At 67.6% G+C, this 23873-nt stretch carries 20 protein-coding genes and 1 pseudogene; 10 read left to right on the forward strand and 11 right to left on the reverse strand.

All coding sequences use genetic code 11. The features are described 5' to 3' along the window. Position 1: 1 nt before the first annotated feature. The 4 genes from I4U41_RS00845 to cmk all read right to left on the reverse strand — a co-directional run bounded on the left by I4U41_RS00845 (position 2) and on the right by cmk (position 3374). Positions 2–265 carry a lipopolysaccharide assembly protein LapA domain-containing protein gene (locus I4U41_RS00845; protein WP_206858849.1) on the reverse strand — a complete coding sequence of 88 codons (264 nt, stop codon included), beginning with the start codon at positions 263–265 and terminating at the stop codon, positions 2–4. Positions 266–379: 114 nt separating this feature from the next. Next, positions 380–712 (reverse strand): integration host factor subunit beta, encoded by a 333-nt coding sequence (locus I4U41_RS00850; RefSeq protein ID WP_320415126.1) that lies wholly within the window; start codon positions 710–712, stop codon positions 380–382. A gap of 81 nt (positions 713–793) precedes the next feature. Continuing rightward, positions 794–2482, reverse strand: coding sequence for a 30S ribosomal protein S1 (gene rpsA / locus I4U41_RS00855; protein WP_206858851.1), 1689 nt, complete (start codon positions 2480–2482; stop codon positions 794–796). 199 nt (positions 2483–2681) lie between these two features. Further along, positions 2682–3374 (reverse strand): (d)CMP kinase, encoded by a 693-nt coding sequence (gene cmk / locus I4U41_RS00860; RefSeq protein ID WP_206858853.1) that lies wholly within the window; start codon positions 3372–3374, stop codon positions 2682–2684. Positions 3375–3531: 157 nt separating this feature from the next. Between cmk and ykgO the strand changes: the two genes are divergently transcribed. The 8 genes from ykgO to I4U41_RS00900 all read left to right on the forward strand — a co-directional run bounded on the left by ykgO (position 3532) and on the right by I4U41_RS00900 (position 10069). Next, positions 3532–3657 carry a type B 50S ribosomal protein L36 gene (gene ykgO / locus I4U41_RS00865; RefSeq protein ID WP_010342887.1) on the forward strand — a complete coding sequence of 42 codons (126 nt, stop codon included), beginning with the start codon at positions 3532–3534 and terminating at the stop codon, positions 3655–3657. A 205-nt stretch (positions 3658–3862) separates the two neighbouring features. Next, the gene (locus tag I4U41_RS00870) at positions 3863–4192 is read left to right on the forward strand and encodes a hypothetical protein (RefSeq protein WP_206858854.1); all 330 of its coding nucleotides are present in this window, start codon (positions 3863–3865) and stop codon (positions 4190–4192) included. An 18-nt stretch (positions 4193–4210) separates the two neighbouring features. Then, the gene (locus I4U41_RS00875; protein WP_206858855.1) at positions 4211–5248 is read left to right on the forward strand and encodes an agmatine deiminase family protein; all 1038 of its coding nucleotides are present in this window, start codon (positions 4211–4213) and stop codon (positions 5246–5248) included. A gap of 112 nt (positions 5249–5360) precedes the next feature. After that, positions 5361–6248 (forward strand): carbon-nitrogen hydrolase, encoded by an 888-nt coding sequence (locus I4U41_RS00880; RefSeq protein WP_206858856.1) that lies wholly within the window; start codon positions 5361–5363, stop codon positions 6246–6248. A gap of 294 nt (positions 6249–6542) precedes the next feature. Next, the gene (locus I4U41_RS00885; RefSeq protein WP_206858863.1) at positions 6543–7100 is read left to right on the forward strand and encodes a GNAT family N-acetyltransferase; all 558 of its coding nucleotides are present in this window, start codon (positions 6543–6545) and stop codon (positions 7098–7100) included. 54 nt (positions 7101–7154) lie between these two features. Beyond that, on the forward strand, positions 7155–7763 hold the full coding sequence (locus I4U41_RS00890) for a TetR/AcrR family transcriptional regulator (RefSeq protein WP_206858865.1): 609 nt from the start codon (positions 7155–7157) through the stop codon (positions 7761–7763). A gap of 22 nt (positions 7764–7785) precedes the next feature. Then, positions 7786–8712, forward strand: coding sequence for an alpha/beta hydrolase (locus I4U41_RS00895; protein WP_206858866.1), 927 nt, complete (start codon positions 7786–7788; stop codon positions 8710–8712). 151 nt (positions 8713–8863) lie between these two features. Further along, the gene (locus tag I4U41_RS00900; protein WP_206858868.1) at positions 8864–10069 is read left to right on the forward strand and encodes a TraB/GumN family protein; all 1206 of its coding nucleotides are present in this window, start codon (positions 8864–8866) and stop codon (positions 10067–10069) included. A 206-nt stretch (positions 10070–10275) separates the two neighbouring features. On the opposite strand, the gene I4U41_RS00905 is transcribed toward I4U41_RS00900, so the two are convergent. From I4U41_RS00905 to I4U41_RS00915, 3 genes and pseudogenes are all read right to left on the reverse strand, one after another. Next, a complete protein-coding gene (locus I4U41_RS00905; RefSeq protein ID WP_206858869.1) occupies positions 10276–13386 on the reverse strand; it encodes an efflux RND transporter permease subunit in 3111 nt (1036 codons plus the stop codon). A 12-nt stretch (positions 13387–13398) separates the two neighbouring features. Next, positions 13399–16839 (reverse strand): annotated as a pseudogene (locus I4U41_RS00910) (efflux RND transporter permease subunit); the annotation flags it as partial. Between the two features lie 48 nt (positions 16840–16887). Then, positions 16888–18021 carry an efflux RND transporter periplasmic adaptor subunit gene (locus I4U41_RS00915; protein WP_206858870.1) on the reverse strand — a complete coding sequence of 378 codons (1134 nt, stop codon included), beginning with the start codon at positions 18019–18021 and terminating at the stop codon, positions 16888–16890. Positions 18022–18325: 304 nt separating this feature from the next. Here I4U41_RS00915 and I4U41_RS00920 point away from each other — a divergent pair, with 304 nt between their 5' ends. Together I4U41_RS00920 and I4U41_RS00925 are read left to right on the forward strand one after the other, a co-directional pair. Further along, positions 18326–18718 (forward strand): c-type cytochrome, encoded by a 393-nt coding sequence (locus I4U41_RS00920; RefSeq protein ID WP_206859176.1) that lies wholly within the window; start codon positions 18326–18328, stop codon positions 18716–18718. 11 nt (positions 18719–18729) lie between these two features. After that, positions 18730–19185, forward strand: coding sequence for a c-type cytochrome (locus I4U41_RS00925; protein ID WP_206858871.1), 456 nt, complete (start codon positions 18730–18732; stop codon positions 19183–19185). A gap of 77 nt (positions 19186–19262) precedes the next feature. On the opposite strand, the gene I4U41_RS00930 is transcribed toward I4U41_RS00925, so the two are convergent. From I4U41_RS00930 to I4U41_RS00945, 4 genes are all read right to left on the reverse strand, one after another. Beyond that, positions 19263–19964, reverse strand: a complete 702-nt coding sequence (locus I4U41_RS00930; RefSeq protein WP_206858873.1) for an HAD family hydrolase — start codon at positions 19962–19964, stop codon at positions 19263–19265. Positions 19965–20032: 68 nt separating this feature from the next. Continuing rightward, positions 20033–20746: a YiaD family glycine zipper/OmpA-like lipoprotein gene (locus I4U41_RS00935; protein WP_206858875.1), complete on the reverse strand. Its 714-nt coding sequence runs from the start codon at positions 20744–20746 to the stop codon at positions 20033–20035. 93 nt (positions 20747–20839) lie between these two features. Further along, on the reverse strand, positions 20840–22258 hold the full coding sequence (locus I4U41_RS00940) for a WS/DGAT/MGAT family O-acyltransferase (RefSeq protein ID WP_242524936.1): 1419 nt from the start codon (positions 22256–22258) through the stop codon (positions 20840–20842). Between the two features lie 117 nt (positions 22259–22375). After that, entirely contained in the window at positions 22376–23812 is a 1437-nt protein-coding gene (locus tag I4U41_RS00945) for a cryptochrome/photolyase family protein (protein WP_206858879.1), read from the reverse strand. Positions 23813–23873 lie beyond the last annotated feature (61 nt).

Consider the following 23873-nt stretch of genomic DNA (forward strand, 5'->3'; position numbering starts at 1 on the left):
ATCAACTTCCGGAAGGGGGCGCGATCGTCGCACCCTGGCGTTGCGCGCGCGCCAGCCGACGGCGCATGGGAAGGACCACGCTGGCGCTGATCGCAAGGCCGCCAATCAGCACGCCCAGCAGCAGCGCGACGAGCAGCGACACGCCGAGGTTGGTCGGCAGCCGCGAGAATCCAAGATCGACCACGACCGGTGCGCGATTCAACGCGCCGACGATGGCGCCTGCCGCCAGGCACGCGATCGCGATCAGGAAACGGAGCAGGCGCATGACGGCCTCCATCGGACCGCTGTGGTCTGCTTTAGCTTAACGGACCTCGTTCGCAGGTCCAGAGGTTCAAAGAAGGGACGATGCGGTCGCACGAATCGCGCGCGCCGCGGGCCGTCAATCGGCCTCGTCCATGGGCACCACGCCGCTCACGCGCTCGCGCAGCTCCTTGCCGGGCTTGAAGTGCGGAACGTGCTTGCCGGGCAGCGCGACGGACTCGCCGGTCTTGGGATTGCGACCCAGGCGCGGCGGACGGTAGTGCAGCGAAAAACTGCCGAAGCCGCGGATCTCGATCCGCTCCCCGGTGGCGAGCGAGCCGCCCATCATTTCCAGGAGCGCCTTCACCGCCAGATCCACGTCCTCGCCCTTCAGGTGGGCCTGACGCTGGGAGAGGATCTCGATAAGTTCGGACTTGGTCATGCACGCTCGGGAGTGAAACGCCGCACGGATGCGGACAGTTGCGAGGCTCTCGCATATCGAAGGCGGTCCGGACGAACCGGACCGCCTTCGGGTACAACGCTACAGCGGTTGTTACTCGGACTTGTTGCCCAGCTGCTCGCGCAGCAGCGCGCCCAGCTTGGTGGTGCCGCTGGAGGCTTCGGCCGAAGCACGGTTGTAATCGGCCAGCGCTTCCTGCTGCTCCGCCTCGTCCTTGGCCTTGATCGACAGCTGCATCGAACGGCCCTTGCGGTCCGTGCCGATGATCTTGGCTTCGATTTCCTGGCCGACCTTCAGGTACTGCGAAGCGTCCTCGACGCGCTCCTTGGCGATGTCGCGGGCGGCGATGTAGCCCTCCACGCCATTGTCCAGTTCGACGGTCGCGCCCTTGGCGTCGACTTCCTTCACCTTGCCGCGGACGATCGAGCCCTTGGCGTTGGACGCCACGTACTGGCCCATCGGGTCCTGCTCAAGCTGCTTGACGCCCAGGCTGATGCGCTCGCGTTCCGGGTCCACGGCCAGGACGACGGCTTCCAGCGTGTCGCCCTTCTTGAAGTTGCGGACCACGTCCTCGCCGGTGGTGTTCCAGCTGAGGTCGGACAGGTGCACCAGGCCATCGATGCCGCCGTCCAGGCCGATGAAGATGCCGAAGTCGGTGATCGACTTGATCTGGCCCGACACCTTGTCGCCCTTCTTGTGGATGGCGGCGAAGGTTTCCCACGGATTGCTGGTGACCTGCTTCATGCCCAGCGAGATGCGGCGACGCTCCTCGTCGACGTCCAGGACCATGACCTGAACCTCGTCGCCGACCTGCACGATCTTCGACGGGTTGACGTTCTTGTTGGTCCAGTCCATCTCGGACACGTGCACCAGGCCTTCCACGCCCGGCTCGATCTCGACGAACGCACCGTAATCGGTGACGTTGGAGACCTTGCCGAACACGCGGGTGTTGGCCGGGTAGCGACGGGCGATGTTGTCCCACGGATCCTCGCCCAGCTGCTTCAGGCCGAGGCTGACGCGGTTGCGCTCGCGGTCGTACTTGAGCACGCGGACGTCCAGCTCCTGGCCGACTTCCACGACTTCGGACGGGTGACGCACGCGCTTCCACGCCATGTCGGTGATGTGCAGCAGGCCGTCGATGCCGCCGAGGTCGACGAACGCACCGTAATCGGTGAGGTTCTTGACGACGCCCTTGAGGATCGCGCCTTCCTGCAGCTTCTCGAGCAGCTGCTCGCGCTCGACGCTGTACTCGCTCTCGACCACCGCACGGCGGGAGACGACGATGTTGTTGCGCTTGCGATCGAGCTTGATGAGCTTGAACTCGAGTTCCTTGCCTTCGAGGTAGGCCGAGTCGCGCACCGGGCGCACGTCGACCAGCGAGCCCGGCAGGAAGCCGCGCACGTCCTTGATGTCGACGGTGAAGCCGCCCTTGACCTTGCCGCTGATGCGGCCGGTGATGGTCTCGTTCTTCTCGAGCGCCTGCTCGAGTTCGTCCCACACCATGGCGCGCTTGGCCTTCTCGCGCGACAGGACGGTCTCGCCGAAGCCGTTCTCGATCGAGTCGAGCGCGACCTTGACTTCGTCGCCCACGCCCACGTCGATTTCACCGGCGTCGTTCCGGAACTGTTCGATCGGCACGATGCCTTCGGACTTCAGGCCGGCGTTGATCACCACCACGTCGCCGCGGACTTCCACGACGACGCCGGTGACGATGGCGCCCGGCTTCAGCTTGGCCAGGTTGGTCTGGCTCTGTTCAAACAGTTCGGCAAATGATTCGGTCATTGGAAAAAATACTCGGTTGAACACACGGGCCGCACCGGCTGTCAGGGCCTAACTGAGTTAGAAGGCATCAAGCAGCGCGTGGTCGACCCACCCGTTGTGTGGCGCGATGCAACTGCGCCATGTGTTGTGGTTGAACCATCACGGGATTGCGATGGCACTTTGATCTGCTACGGTTGAAACACTTACGTTTGAAGCACGCTCAGCGCGCAGGCAACAAGGCCAGCACGCGTTCGACCACGTCATCGATGCCGAGGCCGGTGGTATCGATGCGGACGGCGTCTTCGGCCGGCCTCAACGGAGCCACCGCGCGGTTGGCGTCGCGCGCGTCGCGGGCGAGGATCTCCCGCAGCAGACCGTCTAAATTAACGGAAACCCCCTTGTCTTTCAACTGCTTATAGCGCCTTTCCGCTCTTTCCTCGGCACTGGCGGTCAGAAACACCTTGTAGGGGGCGTCCGGGAAGATCACCGTGCCCATGTCGCGGCCGTCGGCGACCAGGCCTGGCGCCTGGCGGAAGGCACGCTGGCGGTCCTTCAGGGCGGACCGGACTTCGGGGATCGCGGCGATCGCCGAGGCGGCGGCGCCGGCGGTCTCGGTGCGCAGCTCGTCGGTGGCGTCCATGCCGTTGACCAGGATCCGCAGCTCGCGCGAGACCGGGTCTTCCTCGAATTCGATGCGGGTGTCGAAGGTGCAGCGGACCAGCGCGGCCGGGTCGGCGAGGTCCAGGTCGGCCCAGCCGGCGGCGACGCCGACGGCGCGGTACAGGGCGCCGGAGTCCAGGTAATGCCAGCCCTGGCGGGCGGCGACCAGACGGCTGATGGTGCCCTTGCCGGAGCCGGAAGGGCCGTCGATGGTGAGGACGGGGACGCTGGAGTTCGGGTGTGGGCTGTTCATGGGGGCATTATGCGGGACCCGGTTGCCGCCCCCGCCATTCGGGATGCGTACCCGGGATTAGGCGATGGTCGCCGCAACCACTTGATCGACGGGAGATTTACCCGTTAGAATCGCCGGCTTCGTCCGTTAACCCATTTACCTGTAGCCGAGGTCTGTCATGAAGGTCCTGTCCTCCCTGAAGTCGGCGAAGGCCCGTCACCGCGACTGCAAGGTCGTTCGCCGCCGTGGCAAGGTCTTCGTGATCTGCAAGTCGAACCCGCGTTTCAAGGCGCGTCAGCGCTGATCCATTCCGTCCGGCGTCCTGCGCCGGGCTGAAACGCGAGAAGGCCGCCCTCGGGCGGCCTTCTGCATTGTGGCGTTCCCCGCCTTCGAATTGGCGTTATCGCAGGCGCAAACCTTCAAAACGTGACGGCCGCGCGCTGCCGGGGCATCAGGGGTTGTGCGTACAATCGCGCACTACCACGAGGGGGCTCGAAGGGGAATCCGCCATGAAGCATCGCATTGCCGCCGTTCCGCTGTTCGCTGCGCTCGCCCTGTCCGGTGTCGCCTCGGCCGACACCCTGCTGGTCGAGCGCGTCCAGGAAGAAAACCAGGCCACCCTGCCCGCGCGTGGCCAGACCATGGCGCAGGTGGAAGCCAGCTACGGCGCACCGTCGCAGAAGCTGGAGGCCGAAGGTGGACAGAAGCGCCAGTGGCCGACCATCAACCGCTGGGTCTACCCGTCCTTCACCGTCTACTTCGAGAAGAACAAGGTGATCGACGCCGTAGCCAACAAGGCCAGCGCGGAGGAAGTGGGTCCCAAGCCACCCATCCGCTGAGCCCCTCTCGATGACGTCATGAACCAGAACGCACACGCACGCTTTCCCGCCGAATGGGAACCCCAGTCGGCCGTCCTGATCGCCTGGCCTAACGCGGACACCGACTGGGCCGACCGCCTGGGCGAGGTCGAGGAGACCTACATCGCGCTCGTCGCGGCGATCACCCGCTTCCAGGACGCGATCGTGTGCGTTGCCGACGAGGACGTGGAGGCCTACGCGCGTGCGCGCCTGTCCTCCGCACGCGTGGACATGTCGAAGGTGCGCTTCATCGAGGCGCCCTACGACGACACCTGGCTGCGCGACTCCGGCCCGATCACCCTGCGCGATGGCGATGGATTCCGGCTGCTCGACTTCCGTTTCACCGGCTGGGGCGGGAAGTTCGACGCCAGCCAGGACGACCTGCTGGTGGAACGCCTGACGGACGCGGGAATCTTCTCGAAAAGTGAGCGCCAAGCGATTGAGTTTGCTCTGGAAGGCGGCGCCATCGACACCGACGGCGACGGCACGCTGCTGACCACCTGGCAGTGCCTGCGCGAGCGCCACCCGGATGCCTCCCGCGAGGAACTGACGAACAAGCTGGCCGACTGGCTGCAGCAGGACCGCGTGCTGTGGCTCGACCACGGCTACCTGGAAGGCGACGACACCGACGCGCACGTCGACACCCTCGCCCGCTTCGCGCCGGATGACGCCATCGTCTTCCAGGCCTGCGACGACGAAACCGACTCGCACTATGCCGAACTCAAGGCGATGGGCGACGAGATCGCCGCGCTGCGCACGAAGGACGGCAAGCCGTACCGCCTGTTCCCGCTGCCGTGGGCAAAGCCCATCCTCGACGACGGCCGTCGCCTCGCCGCGAGCTACGCCAACTTCCTGATCGTCAACGGCGCCGTGCTGATGCCGGCCTACGGCGACGAGGCCGACGCGAAGGCGCAGGCCGTGCTCGCCGAAGCGTTCCCGGGCCGCGAGATCGTGCCGGTCCCGTGCCGCCCGCTGATCTGGCAGAACGGCAGCCTGCACTGCATCACGATGCAGTTGCCGCGGGGCGTCGTCGCCTGATCCCCACGCAGCGGCACCGACCGCTGCATTTCGCCCACGTTTTCGTTCGCGTCATGCGCAAGGCCTACAATTACAGGCCTTCGCGCGTTGCGCAGCTTTCGATCCGGAACCGATGAAGAAGACCACCCTCCCCGTCGCGCTGATCCAGGAGCGCAACCACGGCGACGCCGATGCGAACCTGACGGTGATCGAACAGCGCGTGGCCGAGGCCGCCAATCGCGGCGCGAAGCTCGTGCTGCTGCAGGAGCTGCACAACGGCCCGTATTTCTGCCAGCACGAGAACGTCTGCGAGTTCGACCTGGCCGAAACCATTCCCGGCCCGAGCACCGAACGCCTCGCCCCGCTCGCGAAGCAGCACGGCGTGGTGCTGGTGAGCTCGCTGTTCGAGAAGCGCGCGACCGGCCTGTACCACAACACCGCGGTGGTCTTCGAAGCCGACGGCAGCGTCGCCGGCAAGTACCGCAAGATGCACATCCCGGACGATCCGGGCTTCTACGAGAAGTTCTATTTCACGCCGGGCGACATCGGTTTCGAACCGATCAACACCTCGGTCGGTCGCCTCGGCGTGATGGTGTGCTGGGACCAGTGGTATCCCGAAGGCGCGCGCCTGATGGCGCTCGCCGGCGCGGAGCTGCTGCTCTACCCCACCGCCATCGGCTGGGATCCGGACGACGTAGAGGCCGAGAAGGATCGCCAGCGCAACGCGTGGATCCTCAGCCATCGCGGCCATGCCGTCGCCAACGGCCTGCCCGTGCTCAGCTGCAACCGCGTCGGGCACGAGGCTTCGCCGATGGGCGCTTCGGGCATCCAGTTCTGGGGCAGCAGCCACGTGCTCGGCCCGCAGGGCGAGTTCCTGGCCGAAGCCAACACGGACGAGCCGGAAATCCTGATGGCCGAAGTCGACATGGAACGCAGCGAACACGTGCGCCGCATCTGGCCGTTCCTGCGCGATCGCCGGATCGACGCGTATGGCGACCTGCTGAAGCGCTATCGCGATTGATCCTGCGGTGTCGGTCCGCGCGCGGCGAACCGACATCTCCAGCGAACGATGAGTGCAAGCGCCGGGCAGCGGACGGGCAGAGCGCCGCGGGAAGCCGTCATCCAGGCGCGGGGCCAGGCCCGTAGCGCCGGAGCACTCCGACCGCAACGCTCCACCTCACCGTCCTTCCAGCGAAAGCTGGAATCCATCTCGTTGTTGCTCTTGGCCGAAGGCCGCGGCCCTTCGGCCAAGACCTTCGCGTCTCGAAAGCCTGCATGCGGCGACGCGAACCGCTCCGGCAGTTACGCTTGCCGCATGCCCACGCCCACCGCATCCACCCTCGCCTCAAGCGCCCTGCATCTGCGCAGCGCCACCACCGCCGACCTCCCCGCCATCACTGCGCTCTACGCGCAGGAAGTTCGCGATCACGTCGCCACCTACGAATACGACGAACCCGACGAAGCGGAGATGGCCCGCCGCTGGCAGGCGATCGTCGCGCAGGGGTATCCGTACCTGGTCGCCGAACGCGACGGCCGCTTCGCCGGCTACGCCTACGCCAGCGCCTACCGCACGCGCGAGGGGTACCGCTGGACGGTCGAGGACACCGTCTACGTGCACCCGGACCACGTCGGCCGCGGCGTCGGCCGCGCGCTGCTGCAGCGGCTGATCGACGACTGCACCGCGCTCGGCCTGCGGCAGATGGTCGCGGTCGTCGGCGACGTCACCAACGTGGCCTCGATCGCGCTGCACGAGAAGCTCGGATTCCGCACAGTCGGCGTGTTCCAGGGGCTCGGTCGCAAGCACGGCCGCTGGCTCGACACGGTCCAGATGCAGCGGAGGCTAGGCCCGGGACACGAAACGGACCCGGTGTGACCCCGGCCGACGAGCGGTAGAAATAAAACGAACGGCCGTGCTATTTTCCGCCCCATGACCGTTCTGACCGCCACCAGCAAGGGCGCCGCGACCCGCGAGGCCATCATCGACCGGGCCTACGGCATCGCCTGTGCTGCCGGCCTGGAAGGCCTGTCGATCGGGCCGCTGGCCCAGGCGGTGGGCATGTCGAAGAGCGGCGTATTCGCGCATTTCGGCTCGCGCGAGGACCTCCAGCTCGCCGTCCTCGACGAGGCCGCCGTGCGGTTCGTCGATCACGTCCTGCGCCCCGCCCTGTCGAAGCCGCGCGGGCTGGCCCGCGTGCGGGCGATCCTCGAAGCCTGGTACGACTGGGTCCGCCAGACCGAAGGCAGCTGCCTGCTGCTGAGCGCCGCCAGCGAATACGACGACCGCCCCGGCCCGCTGCGCGACCGGTTGGTCGAACACGAGCGCCGCTGGCGCCAGGAGGTCGCCCGCGCCGTCACGCTCGCCATCGGCACCGGCGAGCTCGCCGGCGATACCGACCCGGATCAGATGGCGTTCGAACTCGCCAGCCTCGCCCTGATCGTCCACCACGACGCCGGCCTGTTCGGCTTCGAATCCGCCGCCGACCGCGGCCGTCGCGCGCTGGAGCGGCTGTTCCGCTCCTACGCCCCCCACGCCTGACGCACCCACGGAGGGATCGCCCATGTACCCGCTCATCGCCGGAATTAGCACGACCGTTCGTAAGCTCTTCGGCCTGTACGGGCCGCGTGTGTGGTTCGCCGTCGGCAGTCGCGTCGCGCCGAGGCGCACCGTCGCGCGTGCGGCCCGGATCTTCTGCACGCCGCTGTCCTCCTCGCGCAGTCGCGCACTGGCGGCGCCGACGTTCGGCGCACGCGAGGAATCCATCGACGTCGACGGCCACGCGATCACCGCCTACGTCTGGGGCGATCCGCGGCGCCAGCCGTACGTGCTGTTCGCCCATGGATGGTCGAGTCACGGCACGCGCGTCGGCGCGTGGCTTCCGCGCCTGCGCGACGCAGGCTATGCGCTGGTCGCCTTCGACCAGCCGGCGCACGGCCGCAGCCCCGGCGAGATCGCGACCCTGCCCTGCTTCACCCGGCACCTGCTCGCGGTGGGCGAACACTTCGGGCCGGCGGCCGTGGTGATCGGCCATTCGCTCGGCGGCGCTGCGACGGCGAACGCGCTCGCGCGCGGCCTGAAGGCCGACCGCGCGGTGCTGATCGCGCCCGCCGCCGATCCGATCGCCGCCGCCGAACGCTTCGCCGACCTGCTGTGGATCGGCGCCAATGTGTGCCGGCGGATGTTCGAGTATTTCGAAAGCCGCATCGGCCTGAGCTTCGACGAGCAGCAGGCGCATCGCACCGCGCCGGTGATCGGACGGCCGGCCCTGATCATCCACGATCTGGAGGACCGCGACGTCCCCTGGTCCGAGGGCGAGCGCTACGCGCGCTACTGGCCTGATTCGCGCCTGCTGACCACGCGCGGCCTGGGCCATCGGCGGGTACTCGACGACGAGGCGGTGATCGGCTCGGTCATGCGCTTCCTGCACGGCGAAACCGTCGGCGAGCGCGCGGTGTCCTCCCCCAACCTGCCGTTCGGCGTGGCGTGAGACGGGCGTTCATTGCCCCGTTCCGGATCAGGCCCTAAGCTTCCTGCAACCGATTTCCCACGACGGCGCCTGCGGGCGCCGTCTTGCTGCAGGACCCGCGAATCCATGCCGATCCACACCGCGCCCCACGCTCGCGTCGAAGGGCGCTTCCATGTCTGAGTCGTTGCACGCGCTGCTGGAACGCCAGCCGCACGCCATCGTCGAACGCGACGGCGTGCGCTACACCCTGCTGGGCACCGCGCACGTCTCGCTGGCGAGCGTGGAAGCGGTACGCGACGCGGTCGGCAGCGGTGCGTTCGACGCGGTCGCGGTCGAGCTGGACCCGCAACGCCTGCAGGCGTTGACCGATCCGGATGCGATGGCGCGGATGGACCTGGTGCAGGTGATCCGCAACGGCAAGACCGCGCTGTTCGCGGCGAACCTCGCGCTGGCCGCGTACCAGCGCCGCCTCGCCGAGCAGCTCGGCATCGAGCCCGGCGCCGAACTCAAGCGCGCCGTGCTCGAAGCGCGCCAGCGCGAGCTGCCGGTGCACCTGATCGACCGCGACGTCGGCCTGACCTTCCGCCGCGCCAGCGCGGGGCTGGGGTTCTGGGGGCGCATCAAGCTCGGTGCCGGCCTGGTCACCGCGCTGTTCGTCGACGAGGAAGTCGGCGAGGCCGACATCGAGAAGCTCAAGCAGGGCGACATGCTCGAATCGAGCTTCAGCGAATTCGCCAACGACAGCCCCGAACTGTACGAAGCCGTCATCGCCGAACGCGACCGCTACATGGCCGCGCGTCTGCGTGAAACGCATGGCGACGCGCGCGAAGTGCTGGCGGTGGTCGGCGCCGGCCATCTGCAGGGCCTCGCGCGCCATCTGCGCGATGAGACACGCGATCCGGACGCGATCCGCACGGAACTCGAAACGGTCGGCAAGAAGAGCAGGACGCCGTGGCTGGGCATCGCGATCGTCGCGTTCATCGTCGCCGCGATCAGCGTCGGCATCTGGCGCGGCGGTTTCGCGATGGGCGCCGACCTGCTGCTGCAGTGGATCGCCTGCACCGCCGGCTTCGCCGCGCTGGGCTGCGCGCTGGCGACGGCGCATCCGCTGAGCATCCTCACCGCCGCGCTCTTCGCCCCGCTCAAGCCGTTCCGCCTCGGCGTACCCACCGGCACGTTCAGTGCGTTGACCGAAGCGCGCATCCGCAAGCCGACGTACGCCGATTTCATGTCCCTGCGCGACGACGTGCAGACGCTGCGCGGCTGGTACCGCAACCGCGTCGCGCGCGTGCTGCTCACGTTCCTGCTGACCAACCTGGGCTCGATGATCGGCGCCTGGACGGGCCTGTTCCGCATCGGCGGGCGGTTGCTGCACTGATCCAAAGCGTTTGTAGCCCGTGTAAGCGAAGCGCACCCGGGTTTCGGACGGCGTGAGGTTGACGTTCCCCGGGTGCAGCCTCTGGCCTTACCCGGGCTGCCAAAGCTCATCTTCTGCGTGTCGCCAGAACTCGTCGGAGAAAAAAGCAAAGGCCGGAGCACGAATGCTCCGGCCTTTTTCATTGCGGCGCCGTCAGGTCGGGAAACTCAATCGACCTTGATCGCCGTGATCGTCGCGCCGGCGACCGGGCCATCGACCTGCTTCCCGCGAGCCCGGCGAATCATGCGCGAGGTGCTGTTGCGCAGGTCGTCGAGCATCGCGTAGATCGTCGGCAGGAACAGCAGGCTCACCACGGTGGAGAACGCCAGGCCGCCGGCGATCGCGCGTGCCATCGGGTAGTACGGCGGGCCGTCGCCGCCGATCTGCGTCTGCGTCAGAGAGATCGGCACCATCGCCAGGATCGCCGTGCCCATCGTCATCAGGATCGGGCGCAGGCGTTCCTTGCTGCCTTCCACCAAGGCGTCGGTGCGCGACAGGCCACGGCGGCGCAGGTTGTTGATGTGCTCGATCATCACGATCCCGTTGTTCACCACCACGCCCATCAGCACCAGGATGCCGATGAAGGCCATGATGTTGAACTCGGTGCCGGTGAGCCAGAACAACCAGAACACGCCGAACACCGAGAACAGCACGCCGGTCATGATGGCCGAGGGGAACAGCAGCGATTCGAACACCGCCGCCATCACCACGTAGATCATGATCAGCGCGATCAGCAGGTTGAACATCATCTGCTTGTTCGCTTCGGCTTCGTCCTCGAACGCGCCGGTATCGAAGCTGAAGTTGTAGCCGGCCGGGAACGCGACCGCCTTCAACACTTCCTCCATCGCCTTGCGCGCTTCCGGCACGGTGATCTTGTCGCCGAGGTTGGCCTGGATCGCCACCGTCGTCTGCCGGTTGGCGCGCTGGATCTGCGTCGCCGACGGCTTCACCGCGACGTCGACCATCGCCAGCAGCGGCACGGTGCGGCCGTCCGGCGCACGCACGGTGAAGCTCGCCACGTCCGCCATGCCGAACTGCTCGGCGCCTTCGAAGCGCGCCCACACCGGCACTTCGGTGTCGCCGCGACGGAACTCGCGCAGCGGCGCGCCGCGCAGCGCGAGGCCGACGAAGCTCGCCACTTCCTGCGCGCTGAAGCCGAACGACGCCGCGCGTTCGCGATCCACGCGCACCGACAGCTCGCTGTTCTGGTCGCCAATGTCCACGCGCACGTCGCGCAGTTCCTTGCGCTTGGCCATGATCGGGACGATGTCGTTGGCCAACTCGACCAGCGTTTCGGTCGAGTCGCCCACCAACTGCACCTGCACGTTCTGGCCCGGGCCGCCGCCACCGCCACCGCCGCCCTGGTTGCCGATGCCGATGTTGGCGCGCGCCGACTTCGGCAGGTCCTTGCGCAACTGTTCGACGATGCCCTTGGACTCGCTGATCTTGTCGGTATCGAAGGTGATGCGCGTGCCGCCCCAGCCCTGCTCGCTGTAGTACGAGTAGATCTGGGTGATGTTGTACTTCTTGCGGTTGGTCTCCAGGAACTTCTCGATCCTGAGGATCTCGTCCGACATCTGCTCCTTCGTGTACGCGCCCTTCCACTGGTAGAAGATGTTGGTCTCGGTGCCGTCGTCGCCGCCGAACATGTTCTTCTTGGTCAGCATGAACGGCACGATGCTCACCGCGATGATCATCAGGATGCCCAGCACGGCCTTGCCGCGATGTTCCAGCGTCCAGCGCAGGAACGTCGCATAGCGCTTCTGCATGCGCGGGATCACGCCGCGGTGGGACTTCACGGCCGGCGGCGTCTTCAGCCGGGCGGAGATCATCGGGATCAGGCTCACCGCCACCAGCCACGAAGCGAGCAGCGAGACGGAGATCGTGATCGCGATCTGCGAGAGATAGATCGAAAGGAAATTGCGCTCGCCGAACAGGTTCGGCAGGAACACGATGCAGTGGCACAAGGTGCCGGCCGACAGCGCGATGGCGACGTGCCTGGTACCCAGGATCGACGCCAGCACCGGCTGGTCGGGCATGCGTTCGCGTTCCTGGTAGATGCTTTCCACCACCACGACCGCGTTGTCCACCAGCATGCCGACCGCCAGCAGCAGGCCCATCATCGACAGGATGTTGAGCGTGACGCCGGCGAAGTACATGAAGCCCAGCGTCATCACGAAACAGATCGGGATGGCCAGCGTCACCATCAGCGTCGACGGCCAATGGCGCAGGAAGAAGAACAGCACCGCGATCGACAGGATCAGGCCGATCGCGCCGGCTTCGGCGAGTTCGAGCAGCGACTTGGTGACGTTGTCGCCCTGGTTGTCGATGATGATGATGCGGATGTCGGAGAGCTCCGGCTGCTTGCGGATCGCCTCCACTTCCGCCAGCGCCTTGCTCGACACGTCGACGAGGTTCGCGTTGCGTTCCTTGAAGATGTCCAGGCCGATCGCCGGACGGCCATCGAGGCGGCGCCCGTAATTCATGCGCTGCGGCTTGAGCCGCACCTGCGCGATGTCGCCCAGCCGCACGCCCGAGTTGTTGATCACCAGATCGCGCAGCTGCTGCAGGTCGGTGATCTCGCCCACCGGCTGCACGCGAAGACGGCGACCGCCGTCGTCGATCTGCCCGGCGGAAATCGAGAAGTTCACCGCCTTCAACCGCTCGTTGAGCTCGTTGAGGCTGAGGTTGTGCGCGGTGAGCCGATCGGGATCGATCGCGATCTCCACCTCGTTCGGCGCCGCACCGGTCACGTCCACGCGCGCCACGCCGGGAATACGCTCGATGCGGCGCTTGAACTCGCGCTCGATCATGTCGTACGAGCCGGTCAGGTCGCTCTTGCTGGCCAGGCGCACGCGCAGGACGGGCTCGTCCGTGGTGGAGAACTTGAAGACGTTGTAGCGCTGCAGGTCCTCGGGCAGTTCGTCCCGGATGGCGTCGATGCGCTCGCGCGCCTCCGACGCCGCGATGGCGACATCGCGGTTCCAGTCGGAGAACTGCATGAAGATCTCGGCGCCGTCGGCACGCGCGTTCGCATCCATGCGCTTGATGCCGGTCATCGTCGACAGCGCTTCCTCCACCGGACGCAGCAGCGTGCGCTCCACCTCCTCGGGGGTGGAGCCGGTGTAGGGAACCTGCACGAAGATGAAGGGCGGCGAGACTTCGGGAAAGGCCTCCAGCGGCAGGCGGATCGCCGCGATCAGGCCGATCACGAACAGCGACACGAAGAACATGATCGCCGTGACCGGCCGCTTGATGCTGAGCTCCGCAATGGTCATCTGGCGCGCTCCTCAGACCGGCTCGGCATGGCCGCCGGCGCCTTCGCCCGTCGCCACCGGCGCGTGCGTGCGCTTGGCGCGATTGACGTAGTACTCGTCGGCGCGGCGATCCAGCAGGTCGTACACCACCGGGATCACCACCAGCGTCAGCAGCGTGGAGACCAGCAGGCCGCCGATCACCGTGATCGCCATCGGCGAGCGCACCTCGGCGCCCTCGCCCATCGCCAGCGCGAGCGGGAGGAAGCCGAACAGCGTGCACATCGTGGTCATGATGATCGGGCGCAGTCGCGAACGCGCGCCTTCGACCAGGGCCTCGCGCTTGGCGACGCCCGCCTCGCGCAGCTGGTTGACCTTGTCGACCAGGATGATCGCGTTCTTCACCACCAGGCCGACCAGCAGGATCAACCCGATGAACACCACCACCGACACCGGCGAATTGGTGAGCAGCAGCGCGAGCACGGCACCGACCAGCGCCAGGGGAATGGTGAACAGGATGACGAACGGATGCAGCAGCGATTCGAACTGCGAGGCCATCACCAGGTACACCAGGAACACCGCCAGGCCGAAGGCGAACAGCAGCGAGGTCACCGATTCGGCAAGCTCCTCGCCCTGGCCGCCGATGTGCATGCTCACGCCGGCGCCGAGCGGTTCCTTCGACACCATCTCCTCGACCTCGCGCACGGCCGTGCCCAGGTCGATGTCGCGCAGGTTCGCCGAGACGATCGCCACGCGCACCTGGTCGGCGCGGTGGATTTCGCTCGGGCCCGTGGTGGCGACGACGTCGGCGACCGAGTCCAGCGTCACCGGACGGCTGCTGTTCGGGTTGACGATCAGGCGGCGGATGCTGTCGACGGACGCGCGGTCGGTTTCGCGTGCGCGCACCAGCACGTCGATCTTGCGATCGCGGAAGCTGTAGCGCGTGGCGACGTCGCCGCGCACCTTCTTCACCACGACGTCGGCGATCTGGCGAGTGGTCAGGCCGAGCGCACCGGCGCGATCCTGGTCGAAGCGGATCTGGATTTCAGGGAAACCCTCTTCCACCGTCGACTTCACGTCGGCGTAGTGCGGATTGGCGCGCAGCAGCTTGGCCATGCGCTGGCCGGCCTGCTGGATGCCTTCCAGGTCCTGCCCGCGCAGTTCGATTTCGAGCGGCGTGGAGAAGCTGAAGAGCTCCGGACGGGCGAAGTCGACCTGCGCGCCCGGATGCGCCTGCATCGTCCCGCGCAGGCGCTCCGTCTCGCGCGCTTCCACCGCCTTGCTGCCGCCGTTCTCCATCACCACGGTGAGCTTGCCGATGTTCTCGCCGCTCTCGGTGGGATTGGCGTCCAGGCGCGTACCGCTGCCGCTCACGCCGTATAGCGCGCGGATGCCGTCGTCGTCGGCATGCTTGCGCTGCAGCTCGCGCACCAGCGCGTCGGTGTCGCGCAGCGGCGTGCCGGGCGGGAGCTTCACCGTCATCTCGAAGCGGTCCTGCGCCAGCTGCGGGATCAGGTCCGCGCCCAGCAGCGGCACCGCCAGCAGCGTCAGCGCGAACGCCACCGCCGCCGAGCCGAGCACCAGCACCGGACGGTTCAACGCGTTCGGCAGCAGCTTGAGGTAGCTGCGTTCGGCGCGGCCGTACGGCGACATCGCGATGTCGCTGGCCTTGCGCATGATCGGACCGACCACCGCCACCAGCACGCGCCACAGGCGCACGATCGTCCAGGCGATGCTGAAGAAGAACGTCCGCAGCACCCAGTTGAGCCCGCGCTGGAACCACGACAGCGGCTTGCCCAGTTTCGTTTTCGGCTCCCAGCGGGGATGCGGCGCTTCCTCCGGGAAGGCCATGGGCGGGCGGCCCTTGAGCGCGCTCAGCATCGGGATCAGCGTCATCGACACGATCAGCGAGATGCCGATGGCGAGCGCCACGGTCAGCGCCTGGTCGCGGAACAGCTGGCCCGCGATGCCCTGCACGAACACCAGCGGCAGGAACACCGCGATCGTCGTCAGCGTGGACGCGACCACGGCCATGCTCACCTCGCGCGTGCCGGCGATGGCGGCTTCGAGTATTCCGAGCCCGCGTTCCCGCGCCTTCGCGATGCTTTCCAGCACCACGATGGAGTCGTCCACCACCAGGCCGGTCGCCAGCGCCAGGCCGCCGAGCGACATGACGTTGAGGCTCAGGCCCATCTGGCCCATGAAGAAGAACGTCGCGATGATCGACACCGGCAGCGACAGCGCGATGACGAACGTGCTCCAGCCATCGCGCAGGAACAGGAAGATGATCAGCACGGCGAGCGCGCCGCCGATGACCGCGTCCATCTTGACGTCGGAAATCGCGTGGCGGATGAACTGCGACTGATCGTCGATGGTGGTCAGTTCGACGTCCGGCGGGACCTGCTCCTTGAGTTCGTCCAGGCGCTTCTGGATCGCGTCGGCGGTGGCGACCGTGTTCGCGTCGCCTTCCTTGTAGATCGCCAGTTCGACCGCTTCCCGGCCCGCCAGGCGGATGATCGCCTCGCGTTCCTTGAAGCCCTGACGCACCTCGGCGATGTCCTTCAACCGCACCGGCATGCCGCCCGCGACCGACGCACCGCCGGCGGAGTTGGCGCTCTGCACCGACGCCGCCGCGGCCATCGCCTCGGCCGAACCGGTCTGCGCGGCGATCGCCGCCATCTGCGCTGCCGCCGACGCCGCCGCGCTGTCGCCGCCGCTCTGCGTGGTGACCAGCATCTCGCGCATTTCCGGCACGCTGGCGAACTGGTTCACCGTGCGCACGAGGTAACGCTGCGAGCCTTCCTCCAGACGGCCGCCGGAGATGTTGATGTTTTCCTGCTGCAGGCGCTGGATGACGGTGTCGATCGGCAGGTTCAGCTGCGCGATCTTCTGCTGGTCGATGTCGACCTGGATCTCGTCTTCCAGGCCGCCGCCGACCTTCACCGCGGCGACGCCTTCGACCGGTTCGAGCTTCTTTTTCAGATCGTCGTCGGCGTAGCGGCGCAGCGCGGTGAGCTGGCGCATCGCCTCGGTGTCGCTGGACGCTTCGGTCTTGGGCGACAGTGCGATGCGCAGGATCGGCTCGGTCGACGGATTGAAGCGCAGCAGCACCGGCGCCTTGGCTTCCAGCGGAAGCTGCAGCACTTCCATCTTGTCGCGGACTTCCAGGCTGGCCTGGTCCATGTCCGTGCCCCAGGCGAACTCGAGCACGACGTCGCTCTGGCCCGTTCGCGACACAGACTTCAGCTTGCGCAGCCCCTTCACCACGCCGACGGCTTCCTCCACCGGCTCGCTGATCAGGGTTTCGATTTCCGACGGCGCCGCGCCGGTGTATTCGGTGCGGACCGTCAGCGTGGGATAGCTCAGATCGGGCAGCAGGTTGACCTTGAGGTCGCCCAGCGCGATCAGGCCGAACAGGACGAAGGTGAGCGTCACCATGAACACCGTCACCCGACGGCGCGTGGAGAATTCCACCAGGTTGAAACCGGGCGTGTGCGCGGGTTGCGTCACGTGGATTCTCCGGGATTACTTCTTGGTTTCGGACTTGGCGACCGAAGCGACTTCCTTCTTCGCCTGCGGCTGGCCCAGGATCTGCACGGCGGTGCCGTCGCGCAGCGCGGTCTTGCCGGCGACGACGACCTGCTCGCCTTCCTTCACGCCGTCGCGCACTTCGGCCCACGAACCGTCCATGTAGCCCAGCTTGACCGGCACGCGCTTGGTCTTGTCGCCACTGACCACGAACACCGCCGGATCGCCATCGTCGTCCAGCAGCGCGACGCGCGGGACGACGAGCGCGTCGGCGCGCTGGTCGTAGTCGATGCGGATGCGGCCGAACATGCCCGGCTGCAGGATGCCGTCGCCCTTGAACGCGCACACCACGCGGAAGGTGCCGCTGCCCGAATCCACCACCGGCGAAACGCGGTCCACCATGCCCTGGAAGGTCTTGCCCGGCAGCGCATCGACCACCAGCGCGACCGGCAGGCCGGCCTTGAGCGTCACCAGCTCGCGCTCGGGCACGTTGAGCGTGGCCTCCAGGCGCGAGGTGTCGACGATGCGGAAGATCGGCGTGTTGATCTGCACGAAGTTGCCGGTCTTGATCGAGCGCGAGGCGATCACGCCGGAGATCGGCGCTTCGACGTTCGCGTACGACAGTTCGAGGTTCGCCAGGCGGTTGGCGGCGCGGGCGTTCTCCAGGTCGTAGCGCAGCTGGTCGTTGTCGTTGGCACTGAGCAGCTTCTGCTCGGCCATCTGCTTGGCGCGGCTGTAGTTGGCTTCCAGCTTGCGCATGGCGGCGCCGGTCTGCGCGGCCTGCAGCTCGGCGCGGGCGGAGTCCAGGCGCACCAGGGTCTGCCCGGCGCGGACCGGCTGGCCTTCCTCGACCATCACGTTCAGCGCCACGCCCGAGGTCTTGGCGACCACCTGCGATTCGGCCACCGGCTCCAGCGGCGCGGTGCCGGTATAGCTGGCGGCGACGGCGCGGCGGGAGGCCTTGGCGACCTCGACCGGCACGGCTTCGGGACCCTTCTTGTCTTCCCCGGCCTTGGCCTGCGCCTCGCCTTCGCCCCCGCCCTTGCAGGCGCTCAGCAACAACAGGCACGGCAGCAGGACGACAGCGGCGCGGGCAAAACCACGGCTGCGATTTCGGGCGAAGTGACGCATGAATTGGACCCCAAGGTGGCTGAGACCGGCGCTTGTACCGGTGTTGTATATAGGTATATCACCGCCCCAGTCACCCTCCATCCGCCGAAGGTCATGGTGACTGGAGCCACGTCGTCGACCGCCCCTGCCGCAGGCGAAGACGGTACGCAAGAACCATCGATGCAAAACGGAGCGGCTTCGTTGCAATCCGAACCATGGCTATACTTGCCGACTTGTGCGCGGTCGCCTTGATAAATGGGGAGGCGCCACGCAGCCAGCACTAAGAACCTTTCGCTAGCCACACGAGATTGCGGACTACGACATGATGCGACCGCTGATGATCGCCGCCTGCTTCCTCCTGACCGCCACCGCGTTCGGTGCGTCGGCCCAGGATGTGCAGGCTCCCGCCGCCCCGGCCGCCGCTGCCGCGCCGACCGCTCCGGCCCCGGCCGCTCCGGTCGCACTGAAGGGCGACGCCGCCCGGGGCAAGCAGCTCACCTACACCTGCCAGGGCTGCCACGGCGTCACCGGCTACAAGAACGCCTATCCGAACTACCACGTGCCGCGCATCGGCGGGCAGTCGGAGGTCTACCTGACCAACGCGTTGACCGAATACAAGAAGGGCACGCGCAAGCACCCGACGATGCAGGCCCAGGCGCAGAGCTTCTCGGACCAGGACATCGCCGATATCGCCGCCTTCCTTTCGACCGTGAAGTGAGCAGCAGACCCATGACGAACCCGGCCTTGACCAACAAGTTCCTCGCCATCGCCCTGCTCGCCTCCATCGCGCTGGTCGGCTGTTCCGGCGGCGACACGCCGGCCGAGCATTCGGCGGCCGACCGCAGCGAAGGCCACACCTCGTCCTCCGCGGGCCTGCCGGCCGGCCACATCGCCGCGGGCGAGAAGCTGGCGCAGACCAAGGGCAAGGCCACCGGCCAGTCGTGCGTCGACTGCCACGGCGCCGAAGGCAACGCGCCGATCGACGAGACCTACCCGAAGCTCGCCGGCCAGTACTACGACTACATCGCGCACTCGCTGCAGGCCTACCGCGACGGCGACCGCGAACATCCGCTGATGTCGAGCCAGGCGAAGGAACTGACCGACCAGCAGATCGCCGACCTCGCCGCCTACTTCGGTTCGCGCAAGGGTTCGCTGCAGGACCTGCACGGCATGCACCACGACTGATCGCGCCTGTCGCGACGGTAACGAACAGGCCCGCGCACGCGGGCCTTTTCGTTTGCGCCGGACAGCCCGGTTCCGGGCTACACGGAAGCGTCGGCGGGCTCGCTTCGGAACGCGTCGCCGGATTCGATGCGCGCGAGCGTCCGCAACAGCACCGGTGACAGGAAGTCGTCGATGACCTCGTCCGCGCCCGCGTCGCACAACGCGTCGTCCGACAAGGCGCCGCGCAGACCGAAGGTGCGGATGCCGGCGGCGCGCGCGGACCGGATGCCGGACAGCGAATCCTCGAACGCAAGCGCGCAGCGTGCGGTGCCGCCGAGACGTTCGAGACCCGTGAGATACGGCAACGGATCGGGCTTGCCCCGCGCGAGTTCCTCGCCGATCACCAGCGCGTCGATCCGGTCGAGGACGCCGATGCCACCGAGCATCAGCTCCGCATTCGCGCGCGGCGCATTCGTCACCACGCCGACGCGCACGTCGTGGCGGCGCGCCCAGTCGAGCAGTTCGATCGCGCCGCGCGTGGGTTCCAGCGTCGTCACCGCCGAACGGAACAGCGCCTCCTTGCGATCGGCCAGGCGTGCGTGCGCCTCGATCGGTTGGTCGGGGAACAGCTCGCGCATGATCGCCTCGTTCGATGCGCCCATGATCCGCGAGCGGTACGTCTCCATCGTGAGCGTGCGGTCGAAATCCGCGAGCAGCGTCTGGAACGCGGCGAAGTGGAGCTCGTCGGTGTTGACGAGCGTGCCGTCCAGGTCGAAGAGCAGTACGAAATCGTGTGGCATGAAGGTCCTGCTGCCAAATGGAACGGGCCGCAGACGCGGCCCGTTCTTCGTGCGATGCGATGCGGCGATCAGGACTCGATCGGCACCAGCGTGATCTCCACGCGGCGGTTCTGCGCGCGGCCTGCTTCGGTGTCGTTGCTGGCGATCGGGCGGGATTCGCCGGCACCGACGACGATGAAGCGTTCGCGGTTCAGGCCACGGCCCTGCAGGTAGCTGGAGACCGCATTGGCGCGCTGCTCGGACAGCTTCTGGTTGTACGCATCGCTGCCGACGCTGTCGGTGTGGCCGGCCACTTCGATCACCGTCTGGTTGTACTCCTGCAGCGTGCGGGCAACGTTGTCGAGCACCGGGTAGAACTCGGGCTTCAGGTTCGACTTGTCGAAGTCGAAGGTGATGCCGCTGGGCATGTTGAGCGTGATGTTGTTGCCCTGGCGCACGACATCGACGCCGGTGCCGGCGGTCTGCTGGCGCAGCGCGGCTTCCTGGCGATCCTGGTAGTTGCCGATGGCCGCACCGGCGAGGCCGCCGACGCCAGCGCCCACCAGCGCGCGCTGGCGGCGCTCGGTCGCGTCGTCGCCGCTGAGCAGGCCCGCCGCAACGCCGGCCAGCGCGCCGATGATCGCGCCCTTGCTGGTCTTGCTCATACCCTGCTGCTGGCCCTGCTGCGGCGGTTGCTGCTGCGGATAGGGCTGGCCGTAGTAACCGCCGCCGCTGGTGGCGCAACCGGCGAGCAGCGCGGTGGTGACGACGGCCACACACGCGGCCTTGACGAAATTCTTCATGAGCGGGGTCCTTGCGTGGAAGACGGAATGGAACTGAACGCGCACAAGCTAACCGCGTTCACGTCTGGCGCAAGTGATCGCGACGTTCCGTGTTCAGTCGGCGGCAGGAATCAGCGCAGCCGCCGCATCCCCATCGAGGCGCGCGTCCCAGTTTCCCATCAACGCCAGGTACAGCAGCTTGTCGAACTCCGCGCCGAAGCGGCGGATCACCGCATCGGGATCGGGAATGAGCCGGCCATCGGCGATCAGCCCGAAGTGCACGCGCCCGTTGTAGCTGAGGATGGAGATGCCGATGCCGATCGAACCGGTCTGCGGCACCCAGAACATCATTTCGCGCAGCATGCAGCCGGCGAGGTACAGCGGCTGCTGCGGACCGGGCACGTTGGTGGCGACCGCCGTGGCCTTGCGGCTGAACAGTTCCAGCGCCAGCCCCTGCACCGGCGACGGCGCCATGCCGAGCGCCGCGAGCAGTCCGTACGCGACGATCGCCTGCCGCGAGCGCTTGAGGTCCTCCATGCAGCGCGCGACGTGTTCGACGCGCCGGATCGGATTGCCCTCGCCCACCGGCAGCTCGAGGAACACCAGGCCGAAGTGGTTGCCGAGCTTGCGTGCGTGTTCCAGCGGACGCAGGTTCACCGGCACCGTCGCACGCAACGTCAGACCGTCGACGTGATCGCCGCGTTCGATCATGTAGCTGCGCAGCGCGCCGGCGGCGGTGGCCATCAGCACGTCGTTGACGGTGCAGTCGCAGGCGCGGCCGACGGCTTTGACTTCTTCCAGGTCGAGCGGTTCGGCCCAGGCGACGCGCTTGCTCACGCCCAGCCGGCCGCGCAGCAGCGACGGGGGATCGTCCGGCAAAGCGAGCGCGTGCAGCAGCTCGCGCGCGATCTCGCCGCCCTCCTTCGCCAGCACCGCGGCGAGCGTGGGATCGCGGTACATCTCCAGTCCTTTCTCCACGACCTTGCTGCCCAGCTGCACGTAGCGATCGACCGCGCCCACGCGACGCGCGACGCCCGCGTGCTGCTGCTTGAGCCACGTGCGCGGCAGTTCGCTGCCGTCGGCCGCGTCGGGTTCGGTATCGGTGAGCGAGAGCAGCACCTGCACCAGCGCGATGCCGTCGGCGTAGCTGTGATGGATGCGCGCCACCAGCGCCGAACCGCCGCCGTCGAAACGTTCGACCAGATGGAACTGCCACAGCGGGCGATCGTGGTTGAGCGGCGAGGACGCGAGCTGGCTGACGAAGCGCTCCAGCGCGCGCTTGTCGCCGCGACCGGGCAGCGCGGCGTGCTGCACGTGCCAGTCGAGGTTGAAGTTCAGGTCGTTTTCCCAGTGCGCGCCGGCCGGCGTGACCACGGCCTTCTGGCGGAACCGTCCGTACGAGAGGAAGCGCTGCTTCACCACGCGCTTGAGGCGCTCCAACGACATCGGTTCGGCGAACATCAGCACGCCGGTGATCATCATCGGGTTGGTCGGCCGCTCCATGCGCAGCCAGGCGGTGTCGACCCGCGACATCGGTTCCCGGCGACCACGCCGGCGTGCCCCAGTCCGCGTCCGCGCCATGGCCCTGGCTCCCGTGCGTGTGCCGGCCGAGTGAATCACGCCCTCGCGAGCAGCGTCAACGCGGCTCCATCAGCCGCGCAGCTTGCGATACGCGGCCAGCGCCGAATCGCGGCCCGCGCCCATCTCCACCAGCGGCTGCGGCGGGTAATCCGGCGCGCCCCGGCGCAGCGCCGGCGGGTCCTGCCAGGGCGCGAAGCGCAGCGGCACCGGCAGGCCGGCCAGCTCCGGCACCCAGCGTGCGATGTAGCTGCCGTCCGGATCGAACTTCGCAGCCTGCAGCACCGGGTTGAACACACGGAAGTACGGCGCCGCGTCCGCGCCGGTGCCGGCGACCCACTGCCAGCCGAGCGTGTTGTTCGCCAGGTCCGCATCCACCAGCGTGTCCCAGAACCAGCGCGCGCCGTGCCGCCAGTGGTAACGCAGGTGCTTGGTCAGGAAACTCGCGACGATCATCCGCACGCGGTTGTGCATCCAGCCGGTGTGCCACAGCTCGCGCATGCCCGCATCGACGATCGGCACGCCGGTGCGGCCCTGCTGCCAGTCGGCCATGCGCGCGGGCGACACGTTCGACCACGCGAAATCGTTGAAACGCGCGTCGAAGTCGCGGTCCGGCGTTTCGGGGAAGTGGTGCAGCAGGTGGTGGGCGAACTCGCGCCAGCCGAGCTCGCGCAGGAAGCCGTCGATATCGCCGCCGTTGCCTGCCGTGCGCTCGCGTTCGAGCATCGACGCCACGCGCCACGGAGCGATCTCGCCGAAATGCAGGTGCGGCGAAAGACGCGACGTGCCGATGCGGTCCGGGCGGTCGCGCTGTTCGCGATATCCACGCAGCGCGCCTTCCACGAAGGCTTCCAGCGCCGCGTGCGCCCCCGTTTCGCCGGGCGTCCATTCGTTCCAGAAGGCGCGGTCCCAGCCATGTCGCGGCGCGAGTCCCAGCGCGTCGAGCGGCACGCCGGCCGGGCCTTCGACGCTGCTGCGTATATGCCCGGGCGCATCGATGCACAGGCCGAGCTGCCACTGCGCCAGCAGTGTCTTCCAATACGGCGTGAACACCTTGAACGGCAGCCCCTGCCGGTTCCGCACCGTCCACGGCTCGAACAGCAGCGCCGCGTTGAAGCTCTCCACGCGCATGCCCTGCTGGCGCAGCGTGGTCTTGATGTTCGCGTCGCGGCGCTCGTGCGCGGGTTCGTAGCGGCGGTTCCAGAACACCGCCTCGGCACCGGTGGTCGCGATCAGCGATTGCAGCGTCGTCAGGCTCGGGCCGAAGAAATGGCGCAGGTGCGAGCCGCGCCGTCGCAGCGCCGCATCGAGTGCGGCCAGCGAACGGTGGCGCCAGGCATTGGACGCCGCACCCGGCGCCCAGTCGCCGGCTTCGTCCGGCGCGTGGATGTAGACCGGGATCGGCACGTAGCCGTTGTCGAGCGCCGCCTGCAGCGCCGGGTTGTCGTCCAGGCGCAGGTCGTTGCGGAACCACACCAGCGCCAGCGCGTTGGATTCGCCTGCGGACATCGGGCCCCCGGCCTCGGACGGACTCGTCGCCGCCAGTATGCCCAAGCCCGCGTCCGCCGCG

It is taken from the genome of Lysobacter changpingensis, from assembly GCF_017308985.1.
GTDB classification, from domain to species: domain Bacteria; phylum Pseudomonadota; class Gammaproteobacteria; order Xanthomonadales; family Xanthomonadaceae; genus Lysobacter_J; species Lysobacter_J changpingensis.

Coding starts and splice junctions, on each gene's coding strand:
- I4U41_RS00845 (WP_206858849.1), bottom strand. CDS start 265: ATGCGCCTGCTCCGTTTCCTGATCGCGATCGCGTGCCTGGCGGCAGGC.
- rpsA (WP_206858851.1), bottom strand. CDS start 2,482: ATGACCGAATCATTTGCCGAACTGTTTGAACAGAGCCAGACCAACCTG.
- cmk (WP_206858853.1), bottom strand. CDS start 3,374: ATGAACAGCCCACACCCGAACTCCAGCGTCCCCGTCCTCACCATCGAC.
- ykgO (WP_010342887.1), top strand. CDS start 3,532: ATGAAGGTCCTGTCCTCCCTGAAGTCGGCGAAGGCCCGTCACCGCGAC.
- I4U41_RS00870 (WP_206858854.1), top strand. CDS start 3,863: ATGAAGCATCGCATTGCCGCCGTTCCGCTGTTCGCTGCGCTCGCCCTG.
- I4U41_RS00875 (WP_206858855.1), top strand. CDS start 4,211: ATGAACCAGAACGCACACGCACGCTTTCCCGCCGAATGGGAACCCCAG.
- I4U41_RS00880 (WP_206858856.1), top strand. CDS start 5,361: ATGAAGAAGACCACCCTCCCCGTCGCGCTGATCCAGGAGCGCAACCAC.
- I4U41_RS00885 (WP_206858863.1), top strand. CDS start 6,543: ATGCCCACGCCCACCGCATCCACCCTCGCCTCAAGCGCCCTGCATCTG.
- I4U41_RS00890 (WP_206858865.1), top strand. CDS start 7,155: ATGACCGTTCTGACCGCCACCAGCAAGGGCGCCGCGACCCGCGAGGCC.
- I4U41_RS00895 (WP_206858866.1), top strand. CDS start 7,786: ATGTACCCGCTCATCGCCGGAATTAGCACGACCGTTCGTAAGCTCTTC.
- I4U41_RS00900 (WP_206858868.1), top strand. CDS start 8,864: ATGTCTGAGTCGTTGCACGCGCTGCTGGAACGCCAGCCGCACGCCATC.
- I4U41_RS00905 (WP_206858869.1), bottom strand. CDS start 13,386: ATGACCATTGCGGAGCTCAGCATCAAGCGGCCGGTCACGGCGATCATG.
- I4U41_RS00915 (WP_206858870.1), bottom strand. CDS start 18,021: ATGCGTCACTTCGCCCGAAATCGCAGCCGTGGTTTTGCCCGCGCCGCT.
- I4U41_RS00920 (WP_206859176.1), top strand. CDS start 18,326: ATGCGACCGCTGATGATCGCCGCCTGCTTCCTCCTGACCGCCACCGCG.
- I4U41_RS00925 (WP_206858871.1), top strand. CDS start 18,730: ATGACGAACCCGGCCTTGACCAACAAGTTCCTCGCCATCGCCCTGCTC.
- I4U41_RS00930 (WP_206858873.1), bottom strand. CDS start 19,964: ATGCCACACGATTTCGTACTGCTCTTCGACCTGGACGGCACGCTCGTC.
- I4U41_RS00935 (WP_206858875.1), bottom strand. CDS start 20,746: ATGAAGAATTTCGTCAAGGCCGCGTGTGTGGCCGTCGTCACCACCGCG.
- I4U41_RS00940 (WP_242524936.1), bottom strand. CDS start 22,258: ATGTCGCGGGTCGACACCGCCTGGCTGCGCATGGAGCGGCCGACCAAC.
- I4U41_RS00945 (WP_206858879.1), bottom strand. CDS start 23,812: ATGTCCGCAGGCGAATCCAACGCGCTGGCGCTGGTGTGGTTCCGCAAC.